Here is a 25,093-nt window from a genome sequence, read left to right as displayed (position 1 = left end):
GCTTCCCCCTTATTTATTCATCTCTTCCAGTTTGACAGCGAGAACCTTGCCGATTTGAGCAAGCGGTTCCGGCTGACAAAGATCTTTATGACGGCAGTCGATGTCGATTTGTTCAATTTGTCCGTGAATATAAGGCTTCCACGAATCAGGTTCAATCGGATCAAACCATTCTGGAATGATTGTTGATCTGAAAAACAAGACATTTCCACGGAAGGGTTTCGGCTTATATGAGCCTAAAATACCGACAGAATTGACATACGTATTCTTCAGATTTAAAATGACCGATTCATCCAGGCTCGCAAGCGCGCTGCCGTCACGGCGAAGAATCTCGATCGCTGTTTCAAAATCAAGCGGTTTGTCCCCTAAGCTGTCCGGGTCGTACCCGCCTAAAGCCAGAAGGGCAATAAGCGCTTCCTCATCATCCGGCGCCTCTTTTATAGGAAGGAAGTGGTTCGGATAGGCGTCCAGCATCACCAATAGGGATACTTCTTCTCCTTGATGTTGCAGCTGGGTGGCCATCGCTTGAACGACATTCCCGCCTAGGGACCAGCCTAGCAAATGATACGGGCCTTTCGGCTGGATTGTTCTGATTTGTTCAATGTAATCGGCAGCCATGTCGTCAAGTGTTTTTGGAAGCTCATCCCGCTGTCCGATTCCGCGTGCTTGCAAGCCGTAGATCGGATAATCTGTTCCTAAATTGGTCATCAAACCAGCATAGCACCAGCTGAGTCCGCCTGCCGGATGTACACAGAATAAAGGAAGCTTGTCTCCGCTTGTTCGGAGCGGCAGCAGAACGTCGAGTGCGCTTTGGCTTGAACCCATCTCAAGTCTTTCAGCAAGCCCGGCCACAGTCGGCGCTTCGAATAGGTTGCCGATGCTGAGTTCAACGCCGAGCGCTTCACGAATACGGCTCATCAGCTGAACAGCAAGCAAGGAATGTCCGCCTAAATCAAAGAAACGGTCATCAATGCCGACACGCGGCAAGTGAAGCACCTCCATAAACAGGTCACAGAGGATTTCTTCCTGCGGCGTTCTCGGTCCGCGTCCTGTTACTGCAGCTGCGAAATCCGGAGCAGGCAGCGCTTTACGGTCAAGCTTTCCGTTCGGTGTCAGCGGCAATTCTTTCATCATCACAAAGGCAGAAGGCACCATGTAATCCGGCAGTCTCTCAGCAGCATATTTGCGCAGTTCCGCCGTATCAAACGTTTCTTCTGAAGAAGGTATGACATAAGCTGCCAAACGTTTATCTCCCGGCTGGTCCTCACGCACGATTACTGCCGCATCTTCAAGCTGCGAATGCTGAACGAGCGCGGCTTCAATTTCTCCCAGTTCAATCCGGAAGCCCCGAATTTTCACTTGGTGATCGGCACGGCCAACATAGTCGAGAGAGCCGTCAGCGCGGAGGCGGGCCACATCCCCAGTGCGATACATCCGAGTGCCCGGAGGACCGAACGGATCAGCTATGAAGCGTTCTGCTGTTAATCCAGCCCGGCCTAAATAGCCTCGTGCCAACCCAGCTCCTGATACATACAGCTCTCCGGCAACACCCGGCGGGACCGGCTGCAAGCGCTCATCCAGCACATATACGCCAAGATCCGGAATGCCGCAGCCGATCAAGCTGTTTGCCCGTAAAGCTGCAATGCTTCGGTCTAATTCGATATAACTCACATGAACCGTCGTTTCTGTAATGCCATACATATTGATCAGCTGCGGTCTATTTTCAGGATGGCGGTTATACCAATCCTCTAGACGGCTGAGTTCAAGCGCTTCTCCGCCAAAAATGACACAGCGAAGGCTGAGCGCCTGTCCGAGATCCGGCTGCTCCCGTTCCGCCTGCATAAACTGATAGAAAGCGGACGGTGTCTGATTCAGAACGGTTACACCCTCTTTTACCAGCAGGCGCAGAAACGCTTCTGGCGATCTGCTGACGTGATGAGGCACGATGACAAGACGTCCGCCATGCAGCAGAGGACCCCAAATCTCCCACACAGAAAAGTCAAACGCATAGGAATGGAACATGGTCCAAATATCGTCTGAGCTGAAATGGAACCAGTGATCAGTTGCTGCAAATAAACGTGTTACGTTTTGGTGAGGAATCATCACACCTTTTGGAACACCCGTTGAACCGGATGTATAAATGACATACGCCGTATTCAAAGGAGAAAGCGGCTGAATTCTATCCGCATTATTCGGATTCTCAGCAGGGTATGTGTTTAGTTTCTCTGACAGTTCGGGATCATCCAGCACGATTTTCGGCACGTTTTCCGCTGGCGGAATGTGTTCTGCAGCTTTTGTGTTCGTCATGATAAACGCAGGCTGCGCATCTTCCAGCATAAAAGCGATTCGGTCAGCCGGATAGTCCGGATCGAGTGGCAGATAAGCCGCGCCGGCTTTCAGCACCGCTAATAGCCCGACAGCCATTTCCAATGACCGAGGCAGTGCCAAGGCCACAAATTGCTCTGGACCGACGCCTTCGCTGATCAGCATTCGGGCAAGCCGATTTGCTCTTTCATTCAGCTCTGCATAGCTCAGTGACTGATCTTCGTAAACAACGGCAATGGCATCAGGGCTTAAAGCAGCCTGCTTCTCAAACTGCTCCGGCAAACTTGCGTGCGGAATCTTTTCAGAAACATTTTGCCAATCTGTCGCCATGTTGCTGCGCTCCTCCGGTGCAAGGATGTCCAGATTTCCGATTTGCTGGTCAGGATCAGACTCAGCAGCCTCCAGCAGGCGCATCAGACGGTCAGCAAGAGCCTGAGCAGTTTCCCGCTTGAAAAGATCAGTGCTGTATTCTAGCAGTCCTTCCAATCCGTTTGGTGTCCCGTCAGCAAGACGGTTTTCACTGATTTCCAGCGTCAAATCAAACTTGGCAGAACCGACACTGTGGATCCGCAGGCTGCTTTCCATGTCAGGAAGATGCAGTTCAGCGTCTGGTGTGTTTTGGAACGCAAGCATGATTTGGAATAAAGGATGCGTCGCCCGTGACCGAGCCGGATTGAGCACCTCTACAAGTCTCTCAAACGGCAGATCTTGATTTTCATAGGCTGCCAGATTCACTTCCCGCACTCTGTCAAGAAGCTCACGGAAGCTTGGATCACCAGACGTATCGGTTCTGAGCACCAATGTATTGATAAACAGCCCCACAAGATCGCCTAGCGCATCATCATTCCGACCCGCGATCGGACTGCCGATCGGAATGTCAGTGCCCGCTCCCAGTCTTGTCAATAAAGCGGCGAGACCGGATTGAAGCACCATAAACAGGCTCACCCTATTTGCGCGAGCCAGCTCCTGCAATCGCTTGTGAAGCTCAGACTCAATACGGAAATGTATCGTATCCCCATCATGACTCGGCTCAGCCGGACGTGAATAATCGGTTGGCAGTTCAAGCTGATCAGGCAGATTCTTCAAGGTTTCTTTCCAGAAAGCAAGCTGTCCGGCAATCAAACTATTTGGATCATCCCCGCTCCCAAGCAGTTCTTGCTGCCAAAGCGCATAGTCTGCATACTGCACAGCAAGAGGCGCCCATTCGGGAGCTTTTCCGTGACAGCGAGCATCATAAGCCGCCCCAAGGTCACGGGTCAGCGGCGTTAAGGACCAGCCGTCCCCGACAATATGATGCACGAGGAGAAGAAGCACGTACTCGTCAGGCCCGATGACAAATAGCTCGGCACGAAAAGCAGGTTCAGCTGCAAGATCAAAGCTGTAACGCACGGCTTCAGCAAACCGCTCAGAAAGCTCCTTCTCAGTAATCTCAGTAACATGTAAATCAGGCCTTGCTTGATCAGCGTCTAAAATATGCTGATAGGATGTCCCCTGTGATTCAGGGAAGATCGTCCGAAGGCTTTCATGGCGGTAGACGAGATCATATAGTGCAGCTTGCAGCACTCCTTGGTCCAGTTCACCCGACAGACGGACAGCTACCGGTATATTATAAGTAGGGCTCGGCCCTTCAAGACAATGGAGGAACCATAGCCGGCGCTGAGCAAAAGATAGCGGAATTCTTTCAGGCCGCTCAGCTCTCTGCAATGCGGGACGTGCACTCTGCGCCTGATCAAGATGGGCAGCGAGTCCGGCTACTGTCGGTTCGTCAAAGAGCTTGGCAATACCAAGTTCGGCTCCCATTACCTCGCGAATGCGGCTCATCAGACGGGCTGCAAGAAGAGAGTGACCGCCCAGCTCGAAGAAACTGTCATCGATGCCGACCCGTGCCAAACCGAGAACCTCGGCAAACAAGTCACACAATATCTCTTCCTGAGGAGTTCGCGGTCCCCTATCGCTGACAGATGTGCTTAAATCAGGCGCCGGCAATGCTTTCCGATCGAGCTTGCCATTAGGTGTCAATGGCAGTTCGTCCATCTCTACAAATGTCGCCGGCACCATATAATCAGGAAGACTGGCACCCACATAACGGCGAAGCTCGGCAGTATCAATAGCTGAAGCAGCGACTACATATGCCACCAATCTTTTGTCTCCCGGCTGATCTTCCCGAACGACAACCGCGGCCTGTTCGATGTCCGGATGCTTGGCAAGCACGGCATCAATTTCTCCAAGTTCAATTCGGAATCCGCGAATTTTGATCTGATGATCCGCCCGCCCGATATAATCCAAAGACCCATCAGCGCGCCAGCGGGCCTGATCTCCGGTCCGATACATCCGAGCCCCCGGCGGTCCGTATGGATCTGCAACAAAACGCTCAGCCGTTAAATCAGGGCGGCGGAAATAACCTCTAGCCAAGCCGGTTCCTGCAATATAAAGCTCACCGACAACTCCCGGCGGCACCGGCTGCAAACCGTTATCAAGCACATACACCTGCGTATTCCAAATCGGTTTGCCAATTGGCGGAACGCCCTTCAGTCCTTCTTCAAGAAAAGCTGCTGCAGACCAAATCGTTGTTTCAGTCGGACCGTATAAATTCGTGACTGGACAATGAAGCTCATGAAGCGCCTGTAAAAGTCCGCTCGGCAGCGCCTCGCCTCCGACAAGTACTCTGAGTCCCCGAAGTTTCTCAGGTTCATTCGTCACCAAGGCATGCCACAGTGTCGGTGTCGCCTGCATGATATTGATATCGAAATATTCAATCATTTGAGCTAATGCCTGTGGCTCACGGATCGTTTCTTTCTGTGCGATCACGATTTGCGCCCCGCTGATAAGCGGAAGATATAACTCCAATGCTGAAATATCAAAAGCGACAGTCGTCACAGCCAACAGCCTGTCTTCTTCTCCTAGAGAAAATGCCTCCTGCATGGACAGCAGGAAATTGCTTAAGCTTTTAAGTGTAACAACGACACCCTTCGGTCTTCCTGTTGATCCTGAGGTATAGATGATGTACGCAGGATGGGCAAGAGAAACCGATACATTCGGATTGTCAGGCGAATAGCGTTTTACAACCTCCTGTGTAACAGCCTGGTCAAGCACAAGCTGCGGAACAGCCAGGTCATCAGGCAGACGGGCTGCTATTTCCTCAGTCGTTATGATGCATGATGGGTTTGCATCCTCCAGCATGTAGGAAATTCGGTCGGCCGGAAACTCCGGATCTAACGGAAGATACGCCGCACCAGTCTTCAGTACAGCAAGCATCGAAGCTACCATCTCTGGAGAACGCGGCAGCGCCAAAGCGACAAACTGCTCCGGACCAAGGCCTTTTTCGATCAACAGATGCGCGAGGCGGTTTGCCTCTTCATTCAGCTCTTGATAGTTTACTTGAACATCATCACATATGAGAGCGATACGTTCTGGCGTAAGAACTGCCTGCTTCTCGAACATGTCCTGAAGGCTGAGCAGGTTCTCAGGTTTTGCCGTCTCATTCCATTCACTAATGACTTGTTTTTTCTCCTCTGGCAATAGGAGCTCCATTTGCCCAATCAGCATGTCCTCCCCTGCTGAAGCCATTTGCAGCAGCTGCAAAATACGCTGCTGATGAAGCTTAATATCAGACTCGCTGTATACCTCAGGATTCGCGTCTACATCAATTCGCAGCCCGCTGCCGTCCGTTCTGTCATATACATTGATTGATAGATCATCAACAGGACCGGCTGAAAGATTATGCGTCGTGCCCCGGGCTCCGGCAAAGTCGAGACCGTAATCAAACGGCATGAGATTGATTTGAGGGCCAAATAATCTATGGTTTTCTCCTATCAATTTCAGATCGCGCCGAAGCTCTTCATGGCGATACTTATGATGTCGCCGAATACTGCGGATTTCCCGGGAAATTTGCTGAATAAGTTCTGAAAAGCTCATCGAAGAGCTTACAGACAGCCGAAGCGGGAGAAGGTTCATCACCATAGCCGGTACATTCAGTGATGCGGACCCTATCCGTCCCATCATGGGCAGACCGAGCACAACATCCTCAGAGCCGGTCATTCGGTGCACATAAACAGCTGACACCGCAATCACGACTTCATGCCAGCTTCCTGAGAAATAGCGCGCCGCTTCTTTTAACGCGTTTACATCAGATAGAGGCAGATACGCCGTATGACGAAGAAAACTGTTAGATGTTCTTGGCGCCCGGTCTGCCAAACTTACAACCTCAGGTCCATCAGCAAAACGGTCCAGCCAGAATTGACGATCCTTCTCATACTGCTCTGATGCGCGATAATCTGTATCCTCTTCCAAAATGGCCTGAAGAAACCCAAAGGAACGATCTTTAGCTGATTGTCCTTTCACAAGCGCGGCATACGTACTTGCCACACGCTGAGCAATCAGGGAAAAACCGAAGCCGTCGATCGCAATATGGTGAATGCGCTGATACCAAAAGAAACGATCAGGCCCGGCTATAAACAAAGCTTCATTGAACAAAGGGTCATATCCTAAATCGACGGGCTTTGCCAAATCTGCTTTCATCCAGTCTAATGCTGTTTTTTCCGGATCAGGCTTAGAGCTGACGTCAATGACGTGCAACTGTACATCCGGAGACGGGTTTATCATCTGCCAAGGCCCGTCCATATTTTCACCGAAGCGGACATGCAGCGATTCCGCTTCCTTTATCACATGCCGCAAAGCTTCTTCAAATAGAGCAATATTGATTGGTCCATTGATTTCTATATATTCCGCTGTATTGTAGATTGGATTGTCCGGATCAAGCTGCTGAGCAAACCATATGCCGGTTTGCGCTCCGGTCAAAGAATATTGAAGGTCTTTTGTATCAGGCATCCGTTTGTTTACCCTCCTTTTATAGATAATCCGCGTTTGGCAGCACTTGCTGGCTACGGGTTGTAAGCAATTTCTGCCATTCTTCGATCGTCGGGCGTTCAGCCAGTTCCACGAATGTTACCTCGGCTCCTTCACGGCGCCATTGTTCTACTAATGTCATGATCCTTACCGAATCAAGCCCCCGGTCGAGCAAATCCTCTTGATCTGTAATGTCTTCAGGCGTTTCTTGAAGAAGCTCAGCAATTTGTTTACGGATATTCTCACATGTAAACACTTCTTTGCCAGTAGTCATTGACGTTTTCTGAGCAACAGCAGGCACCTGCTTCAGCTGGTCGAGAAGGCTGTCAGTCATTACGGTAAACGCACAGCGCCCAGCTGCATAATCCAGCGCCATTTGATGTTTTTCTAATGAAAAATCAGCAACTGCATCTCCCACAAAAAATGCTTCGATATCCTCCATAAATGCTTCACATGCTGTAACGAGACAGCCGATATGGGCGTAAATTCCGGAAATGATCAGCTGATCACGTCCCTCTTTGCGCATAATCTCAAGCAGATTCGTTCTCTTAAACGCGCTGTATCTCCATTTTGTCAGCACGAGATCATCATCTTCCGGTGCCAGTTCAGTTACAATTTTCTCCTCATAAGGGCCGCTGTTTAATCCCGGACCCCAAAAGTCTGTCAGCAGCGCCCGGTCTGCCGGATTTTGACTTCCAGGCTGTGCAGTATAGACGACAGGTATTCCAAGCTGGGCACATTGATCCTTCAGCTTACGTATATTCGCCGAAAGCTCTGTTACCGGAGAAGCTCCAGCTGTGAAAGCATCGACAAAATAGTTTTGCATATCGTGTATTAATAGAACCGCCCGATTTGGATCAGGCACCCATGAGACTTTGTTTTGCGGCATATCAGACGCTGTCGGCATTTGATACGGCTGAATGGCAGGTATAGCCATTTGAACACTTCCTCTCAAATTGTTGTTTTATTTTTTTGATCCTGCAAGAAGCTTCTCGGAAATGGCTTCACGGAGCGCTTTTTTGCTGACTTTTCCTACCCCTGTCTGCGGGAATGACTCGACAAATTCAATCCGGTCAGGGATTTTATATGCCGCCAGTCCGCGCTCTCTCAAAAACGCTTTGAGCTCTGCGGCTTTCGGGGCTTCATCCCGGGGAATAATGAACACACAAGATCTTTCGCCAAGAAATTGGTCAGGCATAGAGACCATTGCGGCATCATGGACAGCCGGATGCGCCAGCAGATGATTTTCCACCTCTTCAGCCGCCACTTTTTCTCCTCCGCGGTTAATTTGATCCTTCGCCCGGCCTTCAACGACGATATAGCCGTCTGATGTCAGTCTGACGATATCACCCGTGCGGTAAAAACCATCCTCAGTAAATGAAGCAGCGTTATGCTCTTCTGCCTTATAGTAACCCCGAATCGTATACGGTCCCCGTGTCAGCAGATGTCCTGTTTCACCAGGTTTTACGTCACGATCCTGATCATCCCAAACACGTACTTCATCATATGGGGACATCGGTTTTCCTTGGGTGTTGACAATGACCTCTTCAGGGTCATCCAATCTCGTATAATTGACGAGCCCCTCTGCCATTCCGAACACCTGCTGCAGCGTGCAGCCGAAAACAGCGTTTACCCTGCGCGCAGCTTCAGCACTGAACTTGGCGCCGCCGACCTGCAGCACTTGAAGGCTGGATAGATCGTCATGGCGTGAGGAGGCCGCGTCCATCCATACCATCGCAAGGGGCGGAACAAGAGCGGTAATTGTGACTTGTTCCCGTTCAATCAAAGGAAATGCGTCATCAGGACTTGGAGAAGGAGATAACACCACTCTTCCTCCGGCGTATAATACGCCGAGAACCCCAGGCGAGCTCAGCGGATAATTGTGCGCCATCGGCAATGCTGCCAAGTACACCGTACTGTGGTCGAGCCAGCAAACCTCCGCACTCAGCTTCAGGCTGTAAATGTAGTCATCGTGCGTCCGCGGAATCAGTTTTGATAAGCCGGTGCTTCCTCCAGAAAGCTGAAGGAACGCCACATCTGAAGATTTGACTTCAGGCAGTTTTACAGGTTCTGTATGCAAATCCTCCAGGGGCAGAAATTCCTCTGCCTCACCTGCGACAATGACGTGTTTCAAAGACGGTAGCTTGCTTTGTACCTGTCTGGCGAGTGAACGGTAGTCAAAACCGGAATAGGTGTCGGGAATGATATAAGCAGCCGCTTCAGCAAATTCGCAAAAATATGTAATTTCACTGCTTCGATGAGAAGGCAGTGCAAAGACCGGGAGCGCCCCCAGACGGAAAAGCGCGAAAATGACTTCAAAAAACTCTGCGATATTCGGTAGCTGCACCACGACACGATCCATCTGTTTAATGCCGAGCTTCTGAAATCCGGCAGCCAGACGATCAACCCTCGTGTCAAGCTCTTGATAGCTCCAATGGGTGTTTCCGCAAGTAATTGCGATGCGGTCGCCATGTTTGGCAGCCCGATCCCTTAACAAATCTCCAAACGTCTCGCCGGCCCAGCAGCCGTTCTTCCGATATATCTCAGCTAACTCATCAGGCCAAGGAGTAAATCCATTCAGCATGTTGTATCCCTCCAGCAATTCATTCTGATCATATGTGATTCACGCCCATTGCCCGCAGCATTGTCCGAAACTTCGCGGATGTCTCCTGAAGCTCGTCCTCAGCTTTTGATCCAGCAACAACACCGGCTCCGGCATACAGGCGGAGTGAGCGTTCTCCTGCCTCTGCGCAACGGATCGTCACGACCCATTCTCCGTCACCAGCATCGTCACACCAGCCGACCATGCCGGTAAAGAACCCGCGGTCAAACGGTTCAATGCTAAGAATCGCTTCTCTTGCAAGATCAGTCGGTGTTCCGCAGACGGCCGGCGTCGGGTGGAGCGCCGCCGCCAATTCCAGTGCGGTCACGGACGGATCGGAAAGCTCTCCCTTAATCACGCTGGACAGATGCCACATCGTCTCCGTTTTGATCAGTGAAGGCTTCTCTGGAACATCCAGCGTCCGGCAGAAAGGCCGCAGCGCTGCGGCAACCGCGTCAGCCACAACCGCATGCTCATGGAGATCCTTTGCGGAAGAAAGCAATTCATTTGCCCGGCGCTGGTCTTCAGCAGGATCGTCACTGCGAGGCCTTGAGCCGGCTAATGGATTGGAAACGACCTGAGTTCCCATTCTTGAAACGAGAAGCTCCGGACTTGCACCGAGCAATGTTCGGCGGGAAGACGTTTCCGCTTCGCTGGACACGTCCGCGGCAAACGTGTAGCCGTGCGTGTTGTGCTGCGCCAGATGGCGAAGCAGTTCATCCGTCTGAATCGGTTCAGACGATGTCAAATGCAGCGATCTGGACAGGACGATCTTGCTGAGTGTCCCATCGGCAATGCGTGCCAGTCCTTGTTCCACACCATTTTTATAATCCTCTGGGGCAGGAACAGGCTCTATGTGGTATGTATGCTCAGACTGCTGTTCCTTCTCCGCATGATCAAATTGAAGCGGTCCTGACCAGCGCACTTCTTCAGGAACAACGAGCCGAGCTGCTTTTACATGATCAAAAGGAACGGCACCGACAACAAGCGGACGGCTTTGCCCCGATTGCTTTGCTTGATTCAGCGTCTCTGCAATACGGCCGGAAAGGGTTTCTATTTGGTTTTGCCCGTCTGCCTCCGGTACGATTTCACTAATTCCTTTCGCTAACAGTACACGATGAGGAGAAGCTAAGAAAAAAGCACCCGGCTCATACTCATGAAGCAATTGCTCCGCCTTTGTTTGTGATATAACGTTTTGTTCCGACATTCTCATGAACCTCCTTTAAATTGAGTTACACGCCTAAGGTCGCGCCGCCATCTACGCATAAATTATGCATCGTAATATGCCCTGCCTGGCCAGAAACCAAAAAGAGCACGGCATTTGCAATATCTGAAGGCTGAGCCAGTTTTTTGAGCGGGATCCCTGTTTTAAATGTCTCAAGTGATCCTTTTATGACTTGCTCCGCTCCATTTTCATCGGCCCATAATGACCACTGCATGTCTGTTTCCGTTGATCCGGGAGATACAATATTGCAGCGGATATTATATTCTGCAAGCTCAAGACCAAGGCATTTCGTAAACATCACTGCCGCTGCCTTTGAAGAGGCATATGCCGCCATAGATGTCCTTGGCACCCCCGCAGCATTCGATCCGACCGTTACAATCGAACCCGATCTTCGGTCCATCATATATTTGCTGACTGAACGCGAGGCGTTAAAAACGCCGGTCGAATTCACTGAGAACGTGGCTTCCCATTCCTCATCGCTGAGTGAATGGATCAGTCCCGGGCGAAGGACACCCGCTACATTCACCAAAATATCGATCGGCCCCATTTCACGTTCGATGCGCGCCGTGATCTCGTCAATCGCTGCGCTGTCTCTTACATCCGCGGGAAAGGCTTCCGCATAGCAGCCTTCCGCTTTGAGGCTGCTCACAACCTTTTCCAGCTTTTCAGGATTATAATCAACTGCCGCAATGTGTGCGCCTTGACTGGCAAGCGTCCGCGCAACAGCTTCACCTATTCCTTGGGCAGCTCCTGTTATAAAAGCAATTTTGCCCTTTATACCCATTGCATTCATATCATCAATTCCTTTCTTCACTCAGATGCCGAACGGACATCCAGCGAAAAAGACTGCTGCGCCTCGAAAAGAAAAAGCGCAATCAATTGATAATGATTATCATTATCAATTATAAAAATAATCATATCCAAATGTCATGTGACAGTCAAATATAATTTCAGTGACGTTTTTAGAACCAAGGCTGAGAATGTCTCAGCCCATTGAAATATGCGGTCCGTCAGGGTGAAGCGCAAAACGCAGCGCCCGGCTGACCAAAACAGGAAGAACCGAAATATGTCCTTCTCCTGAAAACTCGCAAAATTCTGCCCGTATGCCTTGTTCAGATAAAACGGCCAGCCTCTCGTAAAGCTCCCTCGCATTATCGTTCATCCGGCTTTTATGATGCTGTTCCAATTCTCCTGCTGCAAGCAGGATATTGATAGACTGATTGTTTTTCTTGAAGCGGGAGGCGAAATGGTTCGCTTTCTCGAGAATAAATGGTTTATTCCAATGAATCGACGGACTTCCCGCGACATACGTTTGAAACGCATCCGGCTTCGTTAACAGCACCTGCAACACGAACAGCCCGCCAAGCGAGTGCCCAAAGATCGTTTGTCTGTTTCTGTCAATCTGGTAATCTCGTTCTATCTCCGGTTTTAGATCCTCCTCAATAAATCTGAAAAAGCCCTCTGCTCCGCCATGCTCCGGCCATTCTTTGCCGTCGGGTCTTACAGGAAGATTCGATTGAGCTGTCGGCATAGTAAAATCCCGGTGGCGCGCTGAGGAGAACGGCTCTGCCGTCGTATAGCCAATGCCGACGATCACAGCAGGGATCACCCCGGTTTTTTCAGGACGGCGCCCCTGTATTCGAACGGCTTCCGCCATCGTTCCGAAGACAGAATTGGCATCCAGCAGATAAATAACCGGATAACCAGCGGGCGGCGGAGGCGTACTCGGCTTCGAGATAAAAATTTGATAGGCACGGTTTTCATTCCGTGAAGACAACATACGCACTTCTGTACCAGGAATGGTAAATGCGTTTTGTGTCCCGCCTTTCACCCGGTCTGTTGTATTCTCATTCATGCAGTACGACATTCCTCTCCTTAAACTAAACCGCAATGTATGATAATGATTTTCACTATCAACTAGACAACTCAAATAATAGGTTTTCTTCCAGAGAAAGTCAACTTTTCCCCGAATAAAAAAGGCACCTTCATCAAATAAGGTACCTGAAGACTATCGATATGGAAATAAAAACCTACAAAAGATGCAGATGGTCCTGCTTAAAATAGAACCTTAATCCCATGTAAATCTTTGATTTTGCCAAGGATCGCCTCTCATGTGATAGCCGTTCTGCTCCCAAAAGCCGGGGTGATTTTCTTTCGTAAATTGGATGCCGCGCAGCCACTTGGCACTTTTCCAAAAATACAGATGCGGAAACACGCCCCGCAGCGGGAAGCCGTGTTCAGGCGTTAAAGGCTTGCCATGATGCGCATAAGCAAGAAGTGAGGTTTCTGCCAAAAAATCATCAAGCGGCAGATTGGTCGTCCAGCCCTCTTCCGCATGTAAAATGACGTAGCCCGCTTCTTTTTTTACACCCGCTTTTTCCGCTATATCACGTGCCCGCACGCCTTGCCACACATTATCAAGCCTTGACCAGCCAGTGACGCAATGGATGTCATTTTTCGATTCGTACTGAGGAAAGGCTTTAACATCTTCAAAGCTTAGCAGCATCGGATGGTCAACCAATCCGTATACTTGCAGATTCCAATTGCCCATATCTTTGTAATACGGGACATTTCCCGTATGAAGCACAGGAAATGAGGTTGTGACGTTTTGATTTGGCGGCACTCTCCCAGATTGATCAGATTGTTTTGTTTTTCCGAAATACATATAGAACCCTCCTTTTTGTTAACCTCATTCCAATTTATGTTGACAATCCATTTGTACTTTATTACTCTATGATTGTGTATGTAAACCTAAGGGGGAACAACTATGAAACAACATAAACTTCGTGCGGCAGATATGGCGCTGATCGGCATGTTCGCCGCACTTATGGCTGTCGGCGCCAACATTACATCAGTAGCACCCTTTTTACAAGTAGCAGGCATTCCGCTGTCGATGCAGCCGTTTTTCTGTCTCTTGGCAGCCTTGCTTCTCGGCAGCAAACGAGCAGGTATCGCCATGATTGTATATGCACTTGTCGGATTGGCCGGAGCGCCTGTTTTTGCTCAATTTTCAGCAGGCTTCGCACCGTTTGCGGGAAAAAGCGGCGGGTTTATTATCTCATACATCCCTGCAGCATTTGCAGCTGGATGGTTCTTAGAACGCAAAATTAAGCCAAGCAAAATCCGGTTTCTGATTGCTTCTCTTATCGGAACGGCCATCATGTATATCATCGGGACTACTTATATGTATCTTGCACTGAATCTCTGGATTCATACACCGGTGAGATATGGTACGGCTTGGGGATTTATGACTTGGTTTATGGTAAAAGACACGGCGCTGGCTGTGATTCTGGCGTTTATCGCCCCTGCGATCTACCGCTCTATTCATAAAGCAACCGGCTTTAACCGAAATCACATATCGTCCACGTAAAAACCGTTCTATTGGACGGTTTTTTATCATAATGAGAAAAGGCTCCCCAGTAAAGGGGAGCCTTTTTCCTATAAAACAAGCGCTGCAATCCAGCCAAAGATAACAAGCGGAATATTATAAAATATAAATGTCGGCACACAAGTGTCCCAAATGTGGTGATGCTGGCCGTCCGCACTCAAACCTGAAGTCGGCCCAAGTGTACTGTCGCTTGCAGGTGAACCGGCATCGCCAAGCGCAGCAGCCGCTCCGATAATCGCAATCGTTGCCATCGGGCTGAAACCGAGCTGCATGCATAGAGGCACAAAGATGGTTGTGATAACAGGAATCGTCGCAAAAGAAGAGCCGATTCCCATTGTAATTAACAAGCCGACAATGAGCATCAGCAATGCGCCCAATGACTGACTGTGTCCGATAAAACCAGCTGACGTTTTGACCAGTGACTCGACATCTCCGGTTTTCGTCAATACATTTGAAAATCCGGCTGCAACGAGCATAACGAAACCGATAAAGGCCATTAGGACCATTCCATCAGTAATTAGTGAGTCCGCTTCATCACGCTTCATCACACCGCTGACAAACAGAATAATCAGACCTGCCAGCGCCCCCATAATCATCCCTTCTACTCCCAAAGTCTGAGATAAGTAGAGCTGGACGCCGAGTGACACGACGATGGCAAGCACCGCGATAGCCAGGCTTTTTTTCGTATAAGGCGATGCTTCTGCACCTGAAATGTCTTTTGTTTCGTATTGTTTAGGTTTACGGAATACGATCACTGATAAAATAAGGCCGACAACCATACCTGCAACAGGGATGATCATTGCATATGGTATGTCAGCAAGCGGAACGTTTAACCCGGCATCCGCCATATTGTCCTTGAGCATTCCCTGGAAGATTTGGCCGAAACCGACCGGCAGTAAAATATAAGGCGCCGTTAAACCGAATGTAATCACACACGCAATCAGACGGCGGTCCATTTCAAGTTCATTAAAGATTTTCAAAAGCGGCGGAATCAGCACCGGAATAAATGCGATGTGAACCGGAACCACGTTTTGCGAAAAACAAGATACAATTAAAATAATCAGCACAATCAGAACTTTAGACAGTGCTTTTTTGCGAGAATCTTCTTTATTTCCGATTAATTTAACAGAGGCTTCCACCATCGCGTCCGGAAGACCCGTTTTCGTTAAAGCCGCAGCAAACGCGCCAAGCATGGCATAGCTGACTGCAACGGTGGCATTTCCGCCGAGTCCGTCCGTAAAAGCTTTAACCGTTTCGCCAAGACCGAGCCCGCCTGTTAATCCGCCGGCCAGAGCGCCTATAATTAATGCGATAACAATATTGACACGCAGCAGGCTTAAGACAAGCATAAGCAGCACCGCGATGACGACTGCATTCATGATACCCCTCCAAAAAATCCTTTAGTTTGCTAATGTAGTAGATAAATAAAGTATGAACGTATCGTATCATAATTGATACACTTTAGTCAACTAAAGATTTTGGAAGAAAAAATCCCCGCCGCATACTGCAGCAGGGATTTATCATTATTCGCTTTTATCTTCTTCCAATGTAAATCGTTCCGCCAGTGTGGCCAGTGTTCTGGCCATAACACCGGTGGCCCCGGACGGCCCGAAGCAGGTTGCTTTATTGGAAGTTGCAGTGCCCGCAATATCAAGATGCACCCAAGGTGTTGCTTCAGCAAATTCACCAAGAAACGTTCCTGCCATAATCGCATGTCCTTCGCGCCCCGGCGAATTGCTGAGATCCGCCATTTGGCTGCTTTTCACACGCTTTTTATCCTTCTCTGTTATCGGCAGCTGCCAGATCGCCTCGCCGCACTCTTCCGCAGCATCAGCTACCTGCTGATAAAAGCCTTGATCATTTGTCATAGCGCCGGTCGTTTCTGTTCCTAATGCCACAACGACACCGCCGGTAAGCGTAGCCACATCAACAAGAACTGAGGCGCCATGCTGTTTCGCGTATGTAATGCCATCAGCAAGCACAAGCCTTCCTTCAGCATCCGTATTGAGAATTTCAATTGTTTTTCCGCTTAATGATACGATCACATCATCAGGCTTCATCGCCCCGCCGGAGATCATGTTGTCGGTTGACGGAATGACAGCCAGCACGTTTTGCTCGGGACGAAGCTCTCCGATCGTTTCCATCGCACCGAGAACCGCAGCTGCTCCTCCCATATCAGATTTCATGCCGACAATTCCAGATTTCGTTTTAATGGAGTAGCCGCCTGTGTCAAAGGTAATCCCTTTTCCGACAAGTCCGACGACGTCTTCCCAATCCTTTTTGCCCTGATACTTCAAAACAATCATTTTCGGCGGTTCGGCAGAGCCTTGGTTTACCGCAAGTATTCCGCCCATGCCGAGCTCTTCCATCTCTGACTTCTCCAATATCTCACACTCAAAATCATATTTAGCCGCAAGCTCCTCTGCATAAGAAGCGAGGTCAGTCGCTGTCAGCATATTTCCGGGCATATTCACAAGCGTTCTTGCCGAATTTGCCCCTTGCCCGTATGCCTGGCCGACGCGAAGTCCCGCCTGCACTTCCTGTGTATCTTCATCTGTGACGGCGTACACGGTTTCAATTTGTTTGTCCGGCTCATTTGATTTGTGCTTATAATCCTGCACCTCATAAGAAGCAAGCAGGCAGCTCTCAGCTAAAGCATGAGCGGCATCGGCTGGAGGCACGTCTTCCGCAATAAATGTGTCAAGCAGGACAGCTGCTTCTTGTTTTCGGTCTTTATGAATGGCTTGAAAAACATGGGCAAACCGTTCCTTCGCCTGTTCAAACGAATAATTTGCTTCTCTTCCCAAACCAACGAAATAAATCCGTTTCATACCCGCAGAAGATGGAGGGAATACTTTTGATACTTGATTCGGTTTCGAAGAGACATCACCATCTTTCAAAAGCTGTGTCAGATGGCCTTCCAGCATTTCATCAATTTCCAATGCTTTGCCTGTCAGCTGGCTTTTTTGAAAAAGTCCGACCACAAGGGTTTCTGTATGCTCTAATTGCTGAACCGCATAAAACATAAGGCTTACACTCCTAACGTAATGGGTATTTGTAATGAACAATGGTATAATAGGAAAAACATTCTTTCCATTACACTTATTTTATCAAACAACAGTCTAAGACTTGCTTTTTTCTTTTGAAACACGAAGGATTTTTTAAATAGAAAGGATGTCGCCGATGGAACTTTTAACGAATTTTCCTTTATTATCAAGCCTGGCCGCGATTATTTTTGCTCAGGTCATCAAAGTGCCCATACAGTTTATCGTGTCCAGAAAACTGGACTGGTCGCTGGTCACAAGCACAGGCGGCATGCCGAGCTCTCACTCCGCAGCGGTCACTGCGCTTTCTACGGGCGTAGCCTTGGAGCATGGATTAGGCTCCTCTCTCTTTGCGGTTTCTGCCATTTTTGCCGTCATTACCATGTTTGACGCAACTGGCGTCAGACGTCACGCCGGTGAGCAGGCAACAGTCATCAATAAGCTTGTCGTTGATTTTAACCGCTTCGTACATGAAGCAAAGGACTTCCCGAAGGCCAAAGATAAAGAAAAGCAAAAAAAGCTGAAGGAGCTTCTCGGACATCAGCCGATCGAGGTCTTTTTCGGAGGCTTAACAGGTATTTTACTGACATTGATACTCGCTTACTTTTTCATGTAAAAAACGCTCCAGCAGTTGCTGGAGCGTTTTATTCTTTCACAGTTTTATATTGATTTCTGAACACTTGCAAAGACTTTGTTTCATTGAGCTTCTCAAGCTCATCCTCGGTGACCTTTCCCGTCCCCTTTTTAATCACATATACATCAAGGCTTTTTTTGCCCCATTCATTGTACACATCTTTGACGGTTTCAAAGTACAGATCAAGGCGGTTTCCCTTAATCGCTGATCCCGTGTCGGCCACAACTCCGAGACCGTAGTTCGGGATAAATAAAATCGTGCCGATCGGGAAAACGGACGGATCAGCGGCAACCGTGGAGTATAAATCCCGTTTCACTTTCACACCTGAATATGTAAGCCCGTATAATGGATCGCCGGGCTTCTTTCCCGTCGATTCAGCTCCTGCTGTGTAGCCTGTTGCGGTTACTCTTTGGACCGGATACTCGTCCCAGTCAAATGCTTCTTCTAACGGTTTTGTTTTATCCTTGGCCGCTGACATGGTTTGTGTTTTTTTCTGCTGCAATGCTTTTAATGTCAGTCCTGCATGCTTCAAGTGCTTTTCTTGATGTTCCTGCACCCATTTTGACAAGTCCTTCGCTTCAATTCCTGACACTGATAAAAATGTCGTGCCAAATGCAAGCAGAAATAAACAGGTCATCAGCAAACGTCTGATCATATTCAACATCATTCACCTCTCCTCCGGATCATTGTTCCCAATTGGAGAGAGCAATATTCAAAATGGTGAATGAGCTGAAAGCACAAAAAAAGCTTTCTTTAGAAGAAAGCGGCATTTAAAACATTTGATATCCTCTTTTTCTGAGCATGTTGATCGCTATACCGGACACGATGGCGCCAGCCAAACCGCTGGCCAAAATCAGCACATCGGCAGCCGCTAATGATACGACACGATGAAACAGGCCGGCAAAGGATTCTCCCGGCGACTGGACATAGCTGATCAGCTTTTCCTTGCTGATAATGAAAAGGCATACAATCGGATAAATCACAGCCATAATCCAAGACATTCTCAGCAGCATGTTTAATAAGAAACCGATTCCAAAAAACAAGACAAAAAACAAAACAATTGAGATGATTACGACTGGCAGACTAATCAACCTATCCCACCCCCTGCGTTGTTTTTAGTGTAACGCGGGGGCTGAAATAAAGTCAACGGCTGGAAATAGAATGACTGTCTTTTCCTGTCCCCTGGCAAGACGGACAAGTCTCTGAACCGCCGAGGATCAATTGAAAATACCCTTTCCCTGAGCAAAATGGGCATGTATGCGAAGCGGTTGTCGTTGCAGTTTTCATCTGATCATCACCCTTTTTCTTAATTTTCTGATAATATAACATATCGAGCTGTCAACAATAAAGTCAGATCATGTGACAAATCTTTCGATGTAAGCGGAAACATACTTGTTTTCCTCTCGTTCTCTTTTTATTTTGGCGTTTTTTAATAAAGAAAACCCGCTTCCGCGGGTTTTTAGAAAAACTTGAACTTGCCCTTTTTCAGCGTTAGTCCGATTCCGCCGATCAAAAACAGCGAGCGATTATCGATGACTTTTTTCATAAACGAAGCCGGCGTGCCTTTCAGCTTTCTGCCATAAACGACTCCAACCGCGTTATGCTCGCCAAGAGAAGCCACCGTTCCTTTAATGTCGGGCTTGAATTCCTCAAGCTCCCCGCCTTTAATGAGCCTGCCAAGGTTTTTAGCAACCGTTATCCCCTGCTGCATCGCAATTTGCGCAGTCGGCGGATACGGGCGCTCTGTATCCTCATTCATAAACAGCGAGCTGTCACCGAGTATAAAGACGTTGTCATGTCCGGGTGCACGAAGATCCGGATTCACTTTGACCCGGCCGCGCATATTTTCAAAACCGGCTTCCTCCACAATCGGATGGCCGCGGACACCTGCCGCCCATACAACGGTTTGCGATTTGATCTGCTCTGGTTCTTCATCTTTTTTGCCGACTCTGACTCCTTCCGGTGTACATTCTTGCACAGCCGTTCCGATCTTAAACTCAATTCCGTTTTCCTCAAGATAATGAACCGCATAATCGACAAGCTCAGGATCAAATCCCGGCAAAACGGTCGGCGCCGCTTCCACACAAATAATGCGCACGAGGCTTCTGTCAACGTCATACTCCTTGCAGAGCTCAGGCACGCGGGCTGCCAGCTCGCCAAGAAATTCAATCCCCGTAAATCCGGCTCCGCCTACAACAATGGTTAACCTGTCCGGCCGTTTTTCCGCTTCCGTATTGTAAGTCGCAAACTGCAGCTCAATATGTTCCCTCAGCAGGCGCGACGTGTTGATGTTGGCAATCGGAAACGCATATTCTTTCAAACCTTTAATGCCGAACGTTTCGGGCACCGCGCCGAGTCCGATGACTAAATAATCGTACTGCAGCTCTCCATTCGCAAGCACAACTTTTTTCTCATCTATTTTGATTGCCTTTACGGTATCCTGTACAAAATTGACCCGCGACTGGTTGATTACATCTTTTATCTGATAACGGCAGCGGTCATGGTGGAGCGTACCCGCGCTCGCTTCATGCATCCATGTCGTTTCATAATGATAATTGTGTTTATTCACAAGCGTAATATCAGCATCATTCGGCCCGACAAACTTTGTCAGCCTAGTTACCGTCATCAATCCGCCATATCCTGCACCTAAAATCACGATTTTGGGCTTATTCAATGCCATCACATCCACCTTCTCTTTTTTTGCTTTTGTTAGACGCATAATAAAATCATCATTTGTGTTAGCTTCAGCTTATTGGCGGGATTTTATGAAATATATTGAAAAGTTTTTTGTGAAGTCCTCACGCATAGCACTACTATCATATTTATCCGGCTGGCCCAAGAAACATTCAGAAAAAGATCAATTCATTTGGTTATCATCGTATCGGCCGGCGGAAATATTTTCAAGAACGGATGCTCACGCCATACACTTAGGATTTTTTCTGCTGACTCGTCAATTTAAACGGCAATATGGTATAATTAATAACAATTTTCATTTAGGAGGCAATTTTCGTATGCGAGAGGATACAAAGGTTTATGATATTACAATTATAGGCGGGGGACCGGTCGGCTTATTCACCGCTTTTTACGGAGGCATGAGACAGGCAAGCGTCAAAATTATCGAAAGCCTGCCTCAGCTCGGCGGACAGCTTAGCGCCCTTTACCCTGAGAAATATATATACGATGTAGCGGGCTTCCCGAAAATCCGCGCACAAGAACTTATCAATAACCTAAAAGAGCAAATGGCGAAATTCGACCAAACCATTTGTCTGGAGCAAGCGGTTGAATCTGTTGAGAAACAAGCGGACGGCGTGTTTAAGCTCGTGACAAATGAAGAAACCCACTACTCTAAAACAGTCATCATTACTGCAGGAAACGGCGCATTCAAACCGAGAAAGCTGGAACTTGAAAATGCCGAGCAGTATGAAGGCAAAAACCTTCACTACTTCGTTGACGATTTGCAAAAATTCGCCGGCAGACGCGTTGCGATCCTTGGCGGTGGAGATTCAGCAGTTGACTGGGCGCTTATGCTTGAACCAATCGCAAAAGAAGTATCCATCATTCACCGCCGCGATAAATTCCGCGCGCACGAGCACAGTGTGGAAAACCTTCATGCGTCGAAGGTTAATGTCCTGACACCATTCGTCCCTGCGGAGCTGATCGGGGAAGGCAAAATTGAACAGCTTGTGCTTGAAGAAGTGAAAGGCGATCGAAAAGAGATTTTAGAAATCGATGACTTAATCGTCAACTACGGTTTCGTTTCATCTCTTGGACCGATCAAAAACTGGGGTCTGGACATCGAGAAAAATTCCATTGTCGTGAAATCAACAATGGAAACAAACATCGAAGGCTTCTTTGCAGCAGGTGACATTTGCACATACGAAGGAAAAGTCAACCTGATCGCAAGCGGCTTCGGCGAGGCGCCGACAGCAGTGAACAACGCCAAAGCTTACATGGATCCGAAAGCCCGCGTACAGCCTCTTCACTCAACAAGTCTTTTTGAAAATAAATAATAAAAAAAGGAGTTTGTGTCAACGACACAGCTCCTTTTTTTATTTGAAGATATTTATATAATTCATCGCAGTTCCAAGAACCAGCGCAATCACAAGGGCTGCGACGATCCAGATCATTGCCATAATAATGCGGTCTTGGATCTTTTGGGATTTCGGTGTTTTTTCTTCGTTTTGCGTCATCTCATTCGCTCCTTTCACATGTCCATGTCATAAAGAAAGCCTGGTGCTGAACGACCAAGCTTTGCTGAACGTATATCATTCGCGTTTTGATCCGCTCTCTAAGACTTTTCGTTAAGACTATGATACCCAAACTCACTGAGCATGACAAGCTTCGGCACTTGTACATACGTGCCAGCAAATAAAAACGTTTGACATCCTAAATAAAACAGAGTACATTATAGAAGGCGAACATTTCATATAATATCATTTTAAATATTCGTTTTTAGGAGTGAAAACCATGGAAAACGTATTTGATTACGAAGATATTCAGCTAATTCCTGCAAAATGCATTGTAAATAGCCGTTCAGAATGTGATACATCCGTACGTTTAGGCGGACGTACATTTAAATTGCCCGTCGTCCCTGCCAATATGCAGACGATTATAGATGAAAAACTAGCGATTTCATTAGCCGAAAATGGCTACTTTTATGTGATGCACCGATTTGAACCTGAAAAACGGATTGATTTTATTAAAGATATGAACGCACGCGGATTATTCTCTTCTATCAGCGTGGGCGTCAAAGATGAGGAGTATGAATTTGTCCTCCAGCTGGCAAAAGAAAATCTGGCTCCTGAATACGTGACTATTGACATTGCTCACGGGCACTCAAATGCTGTCATTGAAATGATCCAGCACCTAAAAAAACATTTGCCGGACAGCTTTGTTATTGCTGGCAATGTCGGAACGCCGGAAGCTGTCAGAGAACTTGAAAATGCGGGAGCGGATGCCACTAAAGTCGGCATCGGACCGGGAAAAGTATGTATTACGAAAATCAAAACCGGCTTCGGCACTGGCGGCTGGCAATTAGCGGCGCTGCGCTGGTGTGCCAAAGCAGCCAGCAAACCGATTATCGCGGATGGCGGCATCCGTACACATGGCGACATCGCAAAATCAATCAGATTTGGCGCAACGATGGTCATGATCGGTTCACTATTCGCCGGACACGAAGAATCACCAGGCCAAACGATCGAAAAAGACGGAAAGCTCTACAAAGAGTACTTCGGCTCAGCCTCTGAATTCCAAAAAGGCGAAAAGAAAAATGTAGAAGGCAAAAAAATGCACGTGGCGCATAAAGGCTCAATTAAGGATACGCTGATTGAAATGGAACAGGATCTGCAATCTTCTATTTCTTATGCAGGCGGAACAAAGCTTGATGCGATCCGAAATGTGGATTATGTAATTGTGAAGAATTCCATTTTTAATGGGGATAAATATTAATCATAAAAAAACGCCAAGTCAGCGGTTTGCCGCTTGACTTGGCGTTTACTGTTATTAGCACCTTCAGGCCCACTGGCATACGGAGGGTTTCATAAAAGTGGGTTTATATTTGCTTTTTGAATCTCTTTTCCATCAATTCTGCCATTTGTTTTGAATTTAGATTTCCTTCATTTTGTAATTCTTTAATGATGTTCGTATAATCCGTTTCATCTCGGTTCTGGCTTAATTTATATGCCGCCTGAATGTCTCCTACCTTAATCTTAAATCCAACTATACCTTTCAATTCACTTTCTAAAAGAGTTGGAGAAAGTTTATCCCATAAAACTGGATTTTCTCGATGTTTTTCGTATTTTTCCAACATTATTGTTAATTCTTCAATTAATTCATCTTTCTCTAAAATGCTTGCTTTACCATACATGTGGACAGCCTGATAATTCCACGTCGGAACATTTTCGCGGGAATACCAAGAAGAAGAAATATAAGCGTGCGGTCCCTGAAACATCACAAGCACATCTTCACATGCTGCAAATGTTCTCCACTGAGGATTTCCATAAGCCATATGCCCAGTAATATAGCAATCATCACCTTTTTTATTGAATCCTAAGGGCAAATGAGTGGCAATTGGTTTCCCTTGTTTCGTTGTGACAATCGTGCCAAAAGAGTTATTTTGAACAAAATCAACAATTTCATCAACATTTGTGACCTTATAATACTTTGGAATATACATGTTAATCCCCATTTCAACAAGTTATAGGAGTGTTTTGGCCATGATATAGTCTATTTGTTCTTCATCGCCCATATAAAAAGAGTGGGCTCCAATTTGAACAAACCCCATTTTCTTATAAAAAGCAATGGCATTTTCATTTTTTTCCCATACACCCAGCCAGACTTTCTTTTTATTACGTTCCAAGGCAATTTCCATAGCTTTGTTTAATAGATGTTTGCCAAGCCCATGTTTTTGAAATTTGTTCTTTATATAAATCCTCTCTATTTCAAGTGATTCTTTACCCATTTCTTCAGACTGAGCATCATCGGTGTTGATCTTTAAATATCCAGCGACTTCATGATTAAAATAAACAAAAAAGAACTGCGAAGAAGTATTGGATAATTCCTTTTCCAACTGTTTAGCGTTAAATGCACTTTCCAAATAGGCTTTCATATTTTCAGGTGAATTCTGGTCTTTAAATGTATCATTGAACGTTTCAATACTAATTTCTTGAAGTATTTTTAAGTCTTCTTGGCTGCACTTTTTTATATTTATGGTCATTTAAATATGTCGCTCCTTTATATAATCAATAATTTCTCGTGTTTTTCCTAAATTTCCAGTCCTTTTCTATACTTTTTCTTTTTATAAATGGAAATACATTTTTCCTTTCTCTGTTGGAAAAAGTTTTTTGTTCGATCCACCTTTATCCTTTCGCTAACTTTTCTTGAAGATTCCTGGGTTTGTACATATTCGGACAAGGTACAGATACGGCCCTTGCTGCCACTCAATTTCACAAAGAATCTCCCTCATCATCAACTCCTCAACGTATTTTTTGTTGTAAATGCAATAAAAATACCGTACATCAAATATAACTCAACT

General features: G+C 47.3%; 20 protein-coding genes. 4 read left to right on the top strand and 16 right to left on the bottom strand.

From position 1 onward, the window contains the following. Positions 1–9: 9 nt before the first annotated feature. The 7 genes from dhbF to KHQ79_RS08215 form a co-directional block, all read right to left on the bottom strand. Positions 10–7,149: a non-ribosomal peptide synthetase DhbF gene (gene dhbF, locus KHQ79_RS08245; RefSeq protein WP_225514773.1), complete on the bottom strand. Its 7,140-nt coding sequence runs from the start codon at positions 7,147–7,149 to the stop codon at positions 10–12. A gap of 19 nt (positions 7,150–7,168) precedes the next feature. Beyond that, positions 7,169–8,104, bottom strand: coding sequence for an isochorismatase (locus tag KHQ79_RS08240; protein ID WP_133486178.1), 936 nt, complete (start codon positions 8,102–8,104; stop codon positions 7,169–7,171). A gap of 27 nt (positions 8,105–8,131) precedes the next feature. Continuing rightward, positions 8,132–9,751 carry a (2,3-dihydroxybenzoyl)adenylate synthase gene (locus KHQ79_RS08235; RefSeq protein ID WP_225514771.1) on the bottom strand — a complete coding sequence of 540 codons (1,620 nt, stop codon included), beginning with the start codon at positions 9,749–9,751 and terminating at the stop codon, positions 8,132–8,134. Between the two features lie 28 nt (positions 9,752–9,779). Next, positions 9,780–10,976 carry an isochorismate synthase DhbC gene (gene dhbC, locus KHQ79_RS08230; protein ID WP_225514769.1) on the bottom strand — a complete coding sequence of 399 codons (1,197 nt, stop codon included), beginning with the start codon at positions 10,974–10,976 and terminating at the stop codon, positions 9,780–9,782. Between the two features lie 25 nt (positions 10,977–11,001). Then, on the bottom strand, positions 11,002–11,787 hold the full coding sequence (locus KHQ79_RS08225) for a 2,3-dihydro-2,3-dihydroxybenzoate dehydrogenase (protein WP_119914220.1): 786 nt from the start codon (positions 11,785–11,787) through the stop codon (positions 11,002–11,004). A 192-nt stretch (positions 11,788–11,979) separates the two neighbouring features. Beyond that, complete coding sequence (gene besA / locus KHQ79_RS08220; RefSeq protein WP_225514767.1) at positions 11,980–12,849, bottom strand: ferri-bacillibactin esterase BesA; 870 nt, start codon at positions 12,847–12,849, stop codon at positions 11,980–11,982. A 213-nt stretch (positions 12,850–13,062) separates the two neighbouring features. Next, positions 13,063–13,659: a sulfite oxidase-like oxidoreductase gene (locus KHQ79_RS08215; RefSeq protein WP_225514765.1), complete on the bottom strand. Its 597-nt coding sequence runs from the start codon at positions 13,657–13,659 to the stop codon at positions 13,063–13,065. Positions 13,660–13,761: 102 nt separating this feature from the next. On the opposite strand from KHQ79_RS08215, the gene KHQ79_RS08210 reads away from it, so the two are divergent. Next, on the top strand, positions 13,762–14,364 hold the full coding sequence (locus KHQ79_RS08210; protein ID WP_225514763.1) for a biotin transporter BioY: 603 nt from the start codon (positions 13,762–13,764) through the stop codon (positions 14,362–14,364). Positions 14,365–14,432: 68 nt separating this feature from the next. Here KHQ79_RS08210 and KHQ79_RS08205 read toward each other — a convergent pair whose 3' ends face one another. Then, positions 14,433–15,761: a Na+/H+ antiporter family protein gene (locus tag KHQ79_RS08205; protein WP_003240984.1), complete on the bottom strand. Its 1,329-nt coding sequence runs from the start codon at positions 15,759–15,761 to the stop codon at positions 14,433–14,435. Between the two features lie 144 nt (positions 15,762–15,905). Continuing rightward, on the bottom strand, positions 15,906–17,408 hold the full coding sequence (locus tag KHQ79_RS08200) for a leucyl aminopeptidase (protein ID WP_225514762.1): 1,503 nt from the start codon (positions 17,406–17,408) through the stop codon (positions 15,906–15,908). Positions 17,409–17,565: 157 nt separating this feature from the next. Here KHQ79_RS08200 and KHQ79_RS08195 point away from each other — a divergent pair, with 157 nt between their 5' ends. After that, entirely contained in the window at positions 17,566–18,042 is a 477-nt protein-coding gene (locus KHQ79_RS08195; RefSeq protein WP_003240980.1) for a divergent PAP2 family protein, read from the top strand. 28 nt (positions 18,043–18,070) lie between these two features. Here the strand turns inward: KHQ79_RS08195 and spsC are convergent, their stop codons facing one another. The 4 genes from spsC to KHQ79_RS08175 form a co-directional block, all read right to left on the bottom strand. After that, on the bottom strand, positions 18,071–18,727 hold the full coding sequence (gene spsC, locus KHQ79_RS08190) for a stationary phase survival protein SpsC (RefSeq protein WP_080010869.1): 657 nt from the start codon (positions 18,725–18,727) through the stop codon (positions 18,071–18,073). A gap of 103 nt (positions 18,728–18,830) precedes the next feature. Continuing rightward, on the bottom strand, positions 18,831–19,151 hold the full coding sequence (locus KHQ79_RS08185; RefSeq protein ID WP_003240977.1) for a YuiB family protein: 321 nt from the start codon (positions 19,149–19,151) through the stop codon (positions 18,831–18,833). A gap of 52 nt (positions 19,152–19,203) precedes the next feature. After that, on the bottom strand, positions 19,204–19,347 hold the full coding sequence (locus KHQ79_RS08180) for a YuiA family protein (RefSeq protein ID WP_148982784.1): 144 nt from the start codon (positions 19,345–19,347) through the stop codon (positions 19,204–19,206). 172 nt (positions 19,348–19,519) lie between these two features. Further along, positions 19,520–20,740 (bottom strand): NAD(P)/FAD-dependent oxidoreductase, encoded by a 1,221-nt coding sequence (locus KHQ79_RS08175; RefSeq protein ID WP_225514760.1) that lies wholly within the window; start codon positions 20,738–20,740, stop codon positions 19,520–19,522. A gap of 331 nt (positions 20,741–21,071) precedes the next feature. Here KHQ79_RS08175 and yumC point away from each other — a divergent pair, with 331 nt between their 5' ends. Further along, the gene (gene yumC, locus KHQ79_RS08170; RefSeq protein WP_003228725.1) at positions 21,072–22,070 is read left to right on the top strand and encodes a ferredoxin--NADP reductase 2; all 999 of its coding nucleotides are present in this window, start codon (positions 21,072–21,074) and stop codon (positions 22,068–22,070) included. Between the two features lie 39 nt (positions 22,071–22,109). On the opposite strand, the gene KHQ79_RS08165 is transcribed toward yumC, so the two are convergent. Further along, positions 22,110–22,250: a hypothetical protein gene (locus KHQ79_RS08165; RefSeq protein WP_003240972.1), complete on the bottom strand. Its 141-nt coding sequence runs from the start codon at positions 22,248–22,250 to the stop codon at positions 22,110–22,112. Between the two features lie 277 nt (positions 22,251–22,527). Here KHQ79_RS08165 and guaC point away from each other — a divergent pair, with 277 nt between their 5' ends. Next, positions 22,528–23,508 (top strand): GMP reductase, encoded by a 981-nt coding sequence (gene guaC / locus KHQ79_RS08160; RefSeq protein ID WP_003240970.1) that lies wholly within the window; start codon positions 22,528–22,530, stop codon positions 23,506–23,508. A gap of 103 nt (positions 23,509–23,611) precedes the next feature. Here the strand turns inward: guaC and KHQ79_RS08155 are convergent, their stop codons facing one another. Both KHQ79_RS08155 and paiA read right to left on the bottom strand, forming a co-directional pair. Further along, positions 23,612–24,235, bottom strand: a complete 624-nt coding sequence (locus KHQ79_RS08155) for an FMN-binding negative transcriptional regulator (RefSeq protein WP_225514758.1) — start codon at positions 24,233–24,235, stop codon at positions 23,612–23,614. A 21-nt stretch (positions 24,236–24,256) separates the two neighbouring features. Continuing rightward, positions 24,257–24,775, bottom strand: coding sequence for a spermidine/spermine N(1)-acetyltransferase (gene paiA / locus KHQ79_RS08150; protein ID WP_003240967.1), 519 nt, complete (start codon positions 24,773–24,775; stop codon positions 24,257–24,259). Positions 24,776–25,093 lie beyond the last annotated feature (318 nt).

This window comes from Bacillus sp. TSO22 (assembly GCF_020223595.1).
GTDB classification, from domain to species: Bacteria; Bacillota; Bacilli; order Bacillales; family Bacillaceae; genus Bacillus; species Bacillus inaquosorum.
The sequence above is the reverse complement of the archived record's forward strand: the minus strand, read 5'-3'. Positions and strand labels throughout refer to the sequence as shown.

What these genes read in the sequence shown, in the direction of transcription:
- dhbF (WP_225514773.1), bottom strand. Translation starts at nt 7,149, where the DNA reads ATGCCTGATACAAAAGACCTTCAATATTCTTTGACCGGAGCGCAAACC.
- KHQ79_RS08240 (WP_133486178.1), bottom strand. Translation starts at nt 8,104, where the DNA reads ATGGCTATACCTGCCATTCAGCCGTATCAAATGCCGACAGCGTCTGAT.
- KHQ79_RS08235 (WP_225514771.1), bottom strand. Translation starts at nt 9,751, where the DNA reads ATGCTGAATGGATTTACTCCTTGGCCTGATGAGTTAGCTGAGATATAT.
- dhbC (WP_225514769.1), bottom strand. Translation starts at nt 10,976, where the DNA reads ATGTCGGAACAAAACGTTATATCACAAACAAAGGCGGAGCAATTGCTT.
- KHQ79_RS08225 (WP_119914220.1), bottom strand. Translation starts at nt 11,787, where the DNA reads ATGAATGCAATGGGTATAAAGGGCAAAATTGCTTTTATAACAGGAGCT.
- besA (WP_225514767.1), bottom strand. Translation starts at nt 12,849, where the DNA reads ATGAATGAGAATACAACAGACCGGGTGAAAGGCGGGACACAAAACGCA.
- KHQ79_RS08215 (WP_225514765.1), bottom strand. Translation starts at nt 13,659, where the DNA reads ATGTATTTCGGAAAAACAAAACAATCTGATCAATCTGGGAGAGTGCCG.
- KHQ79_RS08210 (WP_225514763.1), top strand. Translation starts at nt 13,762, where the DNA reads ATGAAACAACATAAACTTCGTGCGGCAGATATGGCGCTGATCGGCATG.
- KHQ79_RS08205 (WP_003240984.1), bottom strand. Translation starts at nt 15,761, where the DNA reads ATGAATGCAGTCGTCATCGCGGTGCTGCTTATGCTTGTCTTAAGCCTG.
- KHQ79_RS08200 (WP_225514762.1), bottom strand. Translation starts at nt 17,408, where the DNA reads ATGTTTTATGCGGTTCAGCAATTAGAGCATACAGAAACCCTTGTGGTC.
- KHQ79_RS08195 (WP_003240980.1), top strand. Translation starts at nt 17,566, where the DNA reads ATGGAACTTTTAACGAATTTTCCTTTATTATCAAGCCTGGCCGCGATT.
- spsC (WP_080010869.1), bottom strand. Translation starts at nt 18,727, where the DNA reads ATGATGTTGAATATGATCAGACGTTTGCTGATGACCTGTTTATTTCTG.
- KHQ79_RS08180 (WP_148982784.1), bottom strand. Translation starts at nt 19,347, where the DNA reads ATGAAAACTGCAACGACAACCGCTTCGCATACATGCCCATTTTGCTCA.
- KHQ79_RS08175 (WP_225514760.1), bottom strand. Translation starts at nt 20,740, where the DNA reads ATGGCATTGAATAAGCCCAAAATCGTGATTTTAGGTGCAGGATATGGC.
- yumC (WP_003228725.1), top strand. Translation starts at nt 21,072, where the DNA reads ATGCGAGAGGATACAAAGGTTTATGATATTACAATTATAGGCGGGGGA.
- KHQ79_RS08165 (WP_003240972.1), bottom strand. Translation starts at nt 22,250, where the DNA reads ATGACGCAAAACGAAGAAAAAACACCGAAATCCCAAAAGATCCAAGAC.
- guaC (WP_003240970.1), top strand. Translation starts at nt 22,528, where the DNA reads ATGGAAAACGTATTTGATTACGAAGATATTCAGCTAATTCCTGCAAAA.
- KHQ79_RS08155 (WP_225514758.1), bottom strand. Translation starts at nt 24,235, where the DNA reads ATGTATATTCCAAAGTATTATAAGGTCACAAATGTTGATGAAATTGTT.
- paiA (WP_003240967.1), bottom strand. Translation starts at nt 24,775, where the DNA reads ATGACCATAAATATAAAAAAGTGCAGCCAAGAAGACTTAAAAATACTT.